This is a genomic window from Methanosarcina sp. 2.H.A.1B.4, assembly GCF_000979385.1.
Lineage (GTDB): Archaea > Halobacteriota > Methanosarcinia > Methanosarcinales > Methanosarcinaceae > Methanosarcina.
Map to the genome: position 1 here is coordinate 89,916 of NZ_JJOV01000004.1, position 7,984 is coordinate 97,899.

Annotated in this window: 6 protein-coding genes and 1 pseudogene; 2 read left to right on the forward strand and 5 right to left on the reverse strand. The window is 44.0% G+C overall.

Translation table 11 applies throughout. The annotated features are described in order from the left end of the window. Nucleotides 1-152: 152 nt before the first annotated feature. The 3 genes from glyS to EO92_RS17370 all read right to left on the reverse strand — a co-directional run bounded on the left by glyS (nt 153) and on the right by EO92_RS17370 (nt 4,580). Entirely contained in the window at nt 153-1,991 is a 1,839-nt protein-coding gene (glyS, locus tag EO92_RS01310; protein WP_048168799.1) for a glycine--tRNA ligase, read from the reverse strand. Between the two features lie 212 nt (nt 1,992-2,203). Next, a complete protein-coding gene (locus tag EO92_RS01315; protein ID WP_082107903.1) occupies nt 2,204-3,265 on the reverse strand; it encodes a PA14 domain-containing protein in 1,062 nt (353 codons plus the stop codon). A 1,108-nt stretch (nt 3,266-4,373) separates the two neighbouring features. Further along, entirely contained in the window at nt 4,374-4,580 is a 207-nt protein-coding gene (locus EO92_RS17370) for a hypothetical protein (RefSeq protein WP_156165693.1), read from the reverse strand. A gap of 335 nt (nt 4,581-4,915) precedes the next feature. Between EO92_RS17370 and surE the strand changes: the two genes are divergently transcribed. Then, nucleotides 4,916-5,719 carry a 5'/3'-nucleotidase SurE gene (surE, locus tag EO92_RS01325; protein WP_048135481.1) on the forward strand — a complete coding sequence of 268 codons (804 nt, stop codon included), beginning with the start codon at nt 4,916-4,918 and terminating at the stop codon, nt 5,717-5,719. Between the two features lie 207 nt (nt 5,720-5,926). On the opposite strand, the gene EO92_RS18180 is transcribed toward surE, so the two are convergent. Beyond that, a complete protein-coding gene (locus EO92_RS18180) occupies nt 5,927-6,079 on the reverse strand; it encodes a hypothetical protein (RefSeq protein ID WP_200895052.1) in 153 nt (50 codons plus the stop codon). 43 nt (nt 6,080-6,122) lie between these two features. Then, complete coding sequence (moaA, locus tag EO92_RS01330) at nt 6,123-7,139, reverse strand: GTP 3',8-cyclase MoaA (protein WP_048168802.1); 1,017 nt, start codon at nt 7,137-7,139, stop codon at nt 6,123-6,125. Nucleotides 7,140-7,466: 327 nt separating this feature from the next. Here moaA and EO92_RS18360 point away from each other — a divergent pair. Continuing rightward, a pseudogene (locus tag EO92_RS18360) lies at nt 7,467-7,600 on the forward strand (IS200/IS605 family transposase); the annotation flags it as partial. Nucleotides 7,601-7,984 lie beyond the last annotated feature (384 nt).

Sequence of the window (7,984 nt, forward strand, 5' to 3'; positions counted from 1 at the left end):
CTTATTTCATTTCAGCCTTATTTCATTTCAAGGTTCTTTTGTTTCAAGGCTTTAATTCAATTCTAAAAAAGTAATATTAATCCGTAATAAAAAATAAAAGTTTTGCTGCAGGCTTCTCAGCCCGCAGCTCAGGAATTGCAGTATCCTTTATTTTAAAAGTTAAAAGGCTTGCCTGCGGATTCGAAATCTCTGCCCCTGTAGATCAATTCGTAGAGCACGTTTTCGATTCCGTCGATCGGGGCCCGGACCTGGCGCATGGCGTCCCTGTCCCTGATTGTAACGGTCCCATCTTCAAGGGTGTCGTAGTCCACGGTAACTGAGTAAGGAGTCCCGATTTCGTCGTTTCTCCTGTAGCGGCGCCCGATGGTCCCGGAGTCGTCATAATTGACAAGCAGGTTCTTTTCCCTGAGTTTTGCAATGATCTCTTTTGCAGGGTCTGCAAGCTCTTTACGGGTCAGGAGTGGAAGGACTGCTACCTGCACAGGTGCGACTGCGCTTGAGAAATGCATCACAAGGCGGGCTTCCTCTTCCCCTTCTCCTTCATTTTCACCCTTTTCTGCTTCGGGTTCTTTTTCTGTCTTTTCTGCTTCTCCTGCACCTTTAAGTCCGGATTCGCCTGCCTTCTGAGCAACGTTTTCTTCGTCAAAGGCGTGTTCCATGACACCGTAGAAGATCCTGTCTATACCATAGGAAGGCTCAATCACGTGAGGAATTACGTTTTCTCCGCTGACTTTTACGGTCTCCTCAGCAAAGTCCACCACATCGGAGCTGACTGTCAGTTCTTCCCCATCCACGGTGACCTTGATTTGATCTTTTGAGATCGAGAGCTCTGCTTCTGAAAGCTGCTTTAAGGCATCTGCAACGGCTTTTGCTTTGCCCTTGAAGAGTGGGCCGAGCTTTCCCATGGTTGGTTTTACAACAAAACGGGTCACCATTTTGGGCTCGTCGTATTCCACATAAACGTAGAGCTCGGTCTTGCTGACTTTTGCATGGGCTTTAAGGTCATAGTCCGTCCTGTCGGCAATTCCCACGATCTCTACCCAGCCGAAGCGTTCTGTCTCGATTTCAGCATCCCAGCAGTCGATTGCATAATGCGCCATCTCGTCTTTCAGGTGCTGTCTGAACCTGAGTCTTGCAGGGTCGATACCTACCTTTGTCAGGAACTCGTTCGTGAGCGCGATGTTGTAGCCCAGAACCTCGTGGGCAATGATTCCCTTTTCCACGGCCTCTCTTACGGTTATCCTGAATGGTTCGCCCTTCTGCTGTGCCTCCTGCGAATAAAGACTAAGTTCCCTGTCTGCAAAACGCTCAAAGTTGGGGTGTTTCTTGTTCCTGGGGTCAACGAAGATCTCACACTCGGCCTGCGTGAACTCCCTGAGCCTTATTACGCCCTGCCTTGGCGCAATCTCGTTCCTGTAAGACTTGCCGATCTGTACTGCTCCAAAAGGCAGCTTGTCCCTGTAGAAGCGGGACAGCCTCTGGAAGTCCACAAACATCCCCTGCGCCGTTTCCGGCCTGAGGTAACCCTGCCTTCCGGTGCCGGGTCCGATTGTGGTCTTGAACATCAGGTTAAACTCATAGGCGTCGTTGAATTCTCCGCCGCATTCAGGACAGGTGATCCCTTTTTCTTTTATGACCTGCGTGAGCTGTTCTGCACTCAGGGTTCCTGCCGCATTCATTACGTTTTCCACAAGGTGGTCAGCCCTGAATGCTTCCCCGCATTTTTTGCATTCGCAGAGGGGGTCAGAAAAGCCGCCCACGTGCCCGGATGCGACAAAAACATCTTCGATTCCTATGGTCGGGCATTCGATTTCCATATGCCCTTCCTGGATAACGTAAAACTCTCTCCAGATCTGCTCAATCCGTCTCTTTAACGTGCTCCCGAGAGGCCCGTAATCATAAAACCCACGGCTTCCGCCATACAGCTCAAAAGAGTTCCACAAAAAGCCGCGGCGCTTTGCCAGCTCGAATACCTTCTCGTACTTGTCCATTTTATAATCCTCGTGAAATTGATTGGGGGATATAGGGTAATTGTAAATTCTTGATTTGTCCGAAATATTAGATGGATAAAGGGAATCATTATATTAAATTTGCACTGCTCTGGGGCAGGTTGTTGAAAAGGTTGAGTCGGATTTTCCGGGGAGCCGGACAGAAATATAATAATAAAGTTGTAAAAATTCGGCAGGACTTGCTTTATTTTGAATTAGTTGGGAGAAGCCTCATGGTAAAGGCTGTCAACAAAGCACTTTGAAAAGGATTCCGAAGACCATTCAAGGAAAAGAATGGAGGTCCCTTGATACTCCCGCATTTCAACTCTTATCTTATGATAACCGGCAGGGAGATATATTGTTCCTGTTTTTGTGGTAGTGGGATGCCTTGCTGAAGAGCTCGGTTCTTTAATGACAGTTGTGCCGTCAATATAAAGCTGTGCCCAATCATCTGAAGTCAGATAAAATGTATAACTGGAATTCTGCTCTATTTTGATAAAGCCTTCATAAACGACACTGAAAGTATCCAGCGTATTCAGGATACCATAAGGCCAGTTTTGGATGTCGCTGCCATGAATACTGGCGGCTAAATATGTATTTTCTGCAAACTTCAGCCTGGAATCAGTATGTTTAACTGCGGGGCCATTGAAATGCGTCCCCTGGTAATAGTAACCAACAATCTCTGGCTTGTATTCCGTATCATTCCCTGGTCTGTATTTCGTATCATTCCCTGGCCTGTATTCCGTATCATTCCCTGGCTTGTATTTCGTATCATTCCCTGGCTTGTATTTCGTATCATTCCCTGGCTGATATTCCGTATCAATCCCATTCATGAACCTGATTTCCTGGATGAAAACAGGTTTTTTGGTCCTGAGATCAATGACCTTAAATGTCACAAGGTCTCCTGCATTTATCGGTATCAAATTTCCGTTCCTGTCTTTAAGAGGCAGCAGTTTAATATCGCCTGCCTTCAAAACTTCAAGGTTTGAAGCCTCAAGGAGGTTATTCTTTCCGGCCATATCAAGGATTACGGAAGTCGTTGAATTGCTGAAGTCTATAGAGTCTCCCCCAAGGTGCTCAATTTTCAGCGTACTGGTGTTATATTCATAAACCCTGAGGTCTGCAAGCGGGGCCGGATCTAAATTATCCGGATTATTTCCAGCAAAAAAAGCAGATGCTATAAGAGCCACAATCAAAAAAACAATAGCAAGCATAAGAGCTGTTCCTATTAGTGGGGCAAGTCCAGCTCTGTTTTTCAGCAGATTTTCCGACATCATGTATATCTTTTAAACAAAAGTCATCAATCACAGTACGAAATATTATTACATTTATGCTGTCGGTTTTGGATCAAATTAAACTGTATTCCAGGGCCCAGGCATAAAACCGATCTTTTCGGTCAGTTTATATTACGACTATTATAATTCTTCCAGTATAATAACCTATTATATATTTTTAAACACTGTTTATATACTTTTCTACTCTACAATGGACTTTCCACAGATGTCGGTGTACTTTTCTTTTACCTTATTTTGTCCTCAGCCGGATTTGCACTTAAATTTCGCTTTGCATGATAAATGCAGGTAAAGAATACATCTCCTTCAACGTCTTCTTTTTTCGATCCCGGGTTTATAAGCTATGCTCCGTTTTCGTGGCCTTTTCTCTTTTGCTATTAATATTCAGCTTTTTTTTCATGCTTGATCCCTGAAAGGTTCATTGGAGGGCCTGGATATTATTTGAGTTGTCATATAAAATTCTCTTATACAAGCTCAACAACTTTTAATATCACAAGCTTCTAAAGCTAGAGTCGGTGGGGTAAACTAGGGCATTTTCACTATGGGGATGCCTCTTTGAGATTACGTCGGATAGTGTATACTATGCAGGGTGCCTTCGAACAGAAGGCTCCTTTTTGAGATAGAGTTGGGTAGAATACGTTATACACCGGGCATTTTCAAACAGAGAATGCTTTGAGTTAACGTCTGATAGAATACATTATCAGTGGGGTTATGGTAAAAATGCTATTAAAAAGTTTAAAAGAAATCATAAAAACCTTAATAGAAGAGAAAAGTTTACAAACGGAAACGATTATGGAAATCGCGGAATGGGTCCATAGTCTGGAGTTTCTAACAATAAAGGTGATAATGTTTTCTTTAACTGTTTATCACCTGTATGAATACACGGTTCAAAATGTACTTTGAAACTGTACTTTAAAACTGCAGTTAATATGGTACTGCAGGTTTGCCTCCTTTCGAGGTTAAATTGAAAAATCTGCTTTCTACTGAAACGAAATGTTTCCGGACTACAGTTAAGGGGGACCCTGTGGGGCACCAGTGGTCAGTTAAAGCAGACAGACGGCTGCCGCTTTTGTTATGGCAGTACTTATGCAGCTCAATCGTACTCATATGAAACGAGAACGAAAATGAGAAACGTAAATCTGAGGCCCCAAACGTTAAGGCAAAATGCTTTTTCAAAGCTCATGTCTGTCAGGTTCCGTTTCATAACTGTGTAAGTCATCCGTAGAAAAGGGGGCTTTGCTTCAAGCATGGCTTCAAAACGCCTGGGGTTGAAACAATCTACATAGGGTGGATCAGACACCCTACTCTAATACCCCGCCTGTTTCAAAAACCCTCAGGTTAAAAAAGCTAATCGGAACTAAAATAACCGGTTAATAGCCATAAAAAGAAGCATTCTCAAATCAAAAATAAACCTTCTCAGTCCAAAAAGAACCAGGGCTCAGCAAATGCTAAACAAACAGCCCTGTGATTTATTTTTTGCTTCGGCACTTTTGCCGTTGCATTTTTTTGTTTTTAATTTCCCTCTCATGTTTTATTTATTTCCCGTTGTCACTTTTTAGGCTTTGTCATCCGATAGGGATGACTGTTCTTCCATATGAAGCCCTTTTCCATAAATTTTAAATTATCCGGAAACTTATGGGAACGCTAATGGTCCCAAAAATTCTTGTTACAAATGATGATGGTGTTTATTCGACTGGCCTGAAAGCTGCCTTTGACAGTGTTTCGGACCTGGGGGAAGTTACGATTTCGGCTCCTTCTGTCCAGCAGAGCGGGGTCGGACGTTCTATTTCTATCTTTGAACCCCTCCGGATTACAAAAACCGATGTAGGAGGCGCACCTGCTTATGCTGTGGGTGGGACTCCAACGGATTCTGTAATTCTGGGCATCTTTACCATCCTCAAACAAATGCCAGACCTGGTGCTCTCGGGCTTTAACATTGGAGAGAACATCAGCACGGATACGATCACCACCTCAGGGACTATCGGAGGAGCCCTTGAAGCTGCAAGCTATGGCGTTCCGGCAATTGCCGCCTCCATGCAGGTGCTTGACGAAGGGCAGAAATTCGACGATCCCAGGGACTACCACAGAGAACGCTTCGAAGCCGGGATCAAAATCGTAAACAGAGTGGCTCGAAACGTCCTCAGGTACGGTATGCCTGAAAATGTGGACCTTTTAAACATCAACATTCCCTACCATGCCGAAGAAGACACCCCCATAGAAATAACCCGCCTTGCGCGGAAGGTCTTCAAAACTGACGTTGAAGAGAGGCGTGACCCCAGGGGCAGACCGTATTACTGGATTGCAGGAGACCTTATCCGCGAAGAAGAGGAAGGGACCGATGTGCATGCCATCATGCAGAAAGGGCACGTCTCAATAACTCCGATTACCCTGGACTCAACGGCAAGAATAGAGTTTTCAGAGATCGAAAAATATCTCTGAGCCCTTGAGCCCTTAATAGTCTCTGAAACAGAAGGAAAGGCGCACTGAAAAAAGAATAAAATAGCTTTTAAAAAAGAAGGATAAGATCTTTCCTGAGAAAATACTGGTTTTCCCCTTTCAGCCGGGAGCCCCGTTTTATTCTTTTATTTTATTCTTTTTCCCTGTTTTATTTTTTGTTTTATTCTTTTTTCCGTTTTGTTTTTTGTTTTATTCCTTTTCTACTTTTATGGAAATTTCCTTCCATTCATCGTCAATGGTGTGGAGCGACTCAACCATCGCTTTGATCACGTTTCCTAAGATTTTCTGGACAAACTCGTTCGTGGGAATTTTTCTGTCGTCTACTGAAAGTTCAATTTTCATTTTTTTCCTCCTTATTTTCCAGATTTTTCTTCTTTTCTTTCATCTACTTTTTTATGTCTTCTTTTGTCTTTTTCCTTATTTCGATCCCTATTACAGGAGTACAGTAAGGTTTCCTCCGACTTACTGCAAGCCTGAGAAGTTTTTCGATCTCTTCGGGGCTCTTTGCTTCCCGGGCATCAACAAGGTTATCATGTACAAGCAGGCAGGGCTTGAACTTTCCATCGGCTGTGACCCTTAGCCTGCTGCAGTGGGCGCAGAACTCCGAGTTGTCCATTGGCCGCACGAATTCCACTTCCACTCCGCCGATAATGTACTTTTTCCGGTGGTGCAGGTGCCGGACCCTAACCTCGCTTGCCCTTTCCTCAAGGCTTTTTTCGAGGGCTTTCGAGTCAATAGTATACTTTGAAAGTTGCGGGCCAATATCCATGAGTTCAATCAGCTGCAGGATGACTTTTCCTTCATAAGGACGGATAAAATCCATCATTGCATCGATTTCATTGTCGTTTATGCCTTTCAGGAGCACCATGTTCAGCTTTACAGGTGTCAGTCCAGCTTCAACTGCGCTGTCGATACCTTTTATTACTTTCTCAAGAGAGCCCTTAGGAGCTCCGGTAATCGCTTCGTATTTTTCTGGGACAAGAGAGTCCAGGCTCACATTTACCCTGTCCAGGCCTGCAGCTTTCAGGGTTTTTGCACGCTTTTCAAGCAGGATGCCGTTTGTGGTTGCCGAGACTTCTTTAAGGGAGGGGAGACAGGCAAGGATTTCTTCAAAGTCCTTTCTGAAAAGAGGTTCCCCCCCCGAGAACTTTACTTTGCGGACTCCGAATTTTTCTGCTTCCCGGACAATCCCGCAGATAAGTTCCGGGCTCATCTCGTGCCCTAAGGGGCCGCAGGTGCAGCAGTCTGCTCCTTCATTATGGCAGTACATGCAGGCAAGGTTACACCTTTCCGTGATGGATATGCGAAGCCCGGTTACTTTGCGCCCGTAAGGGTCAACCAGGATTTTTTCTTCTTTTTCTTTCGGAAGCAGGGAGTTTTTCCCTGAATTGTTGTCCTTCATATTTCCTCGGCGGATTTATATAATCGAGGTAATAATATTTTTCGGTAGAATCCTAATCTGATCATCTGGAGTGATCAAAAGTATAATGACTAAAAAGAATAGCTGCTAGCGATATGTTTCATCTACTATAATACATAATTGCAGCTAATATAAATCGATAGCGCATATTATTTCGGAAATTCGCGGAAGAAAAATATTGAAGTTTGATTCTTTACTCTGGCTTTCTTCAGGTTTAATTACTTTGGAGGGGTGGAGGGTCATGAATACCCCGCCTTGCAGGTCGGGGATGAAGTTAACTCTCGCTGGCTTTTCTTTTTGTTCCTTTAGTTCTATCGATCCGTTGGAAACGTGACCTCTTACGCAATCAAGCGCTATATTAAGGAACCGCAGAGGACACCGAAAGCCGAGTTTCAATCGCATAATTAAGGAAATCTATGCAAAGGAGAGTCAACGAGTTTTGATATATCCAAAAATCAGGTAAATTTACGATTTTAAAAATGTTAAAAAAGTTATCTGAAAAATAGTTACATCCAATGGTTGCATTTTAACTTTTTGTGCGGAGAGTGTGTCTAACCCTCCGGCACATAAGTTATTTTCTGGCCAATTGATTCTACTTATTCAATGGTCTTGTATAATATCTGCAGGGCTTACCTGTTCAGAGATTTTCTTATTAACATTCTTTTGCTGGAGTTTCTGCAACTTCCGGGCAGTCTTCTGCTTCATCTGCTGGGGTTTCTGCAACTTCCGGGCAGTCTTCTGCTTCCTCTGCTGGAGTTTCTGCAACTTCCGGGCAGTCTTCTGCTTCATCTGCTGGGGTTTCTGCAACTTCCGGGCAGTCTTCTGCT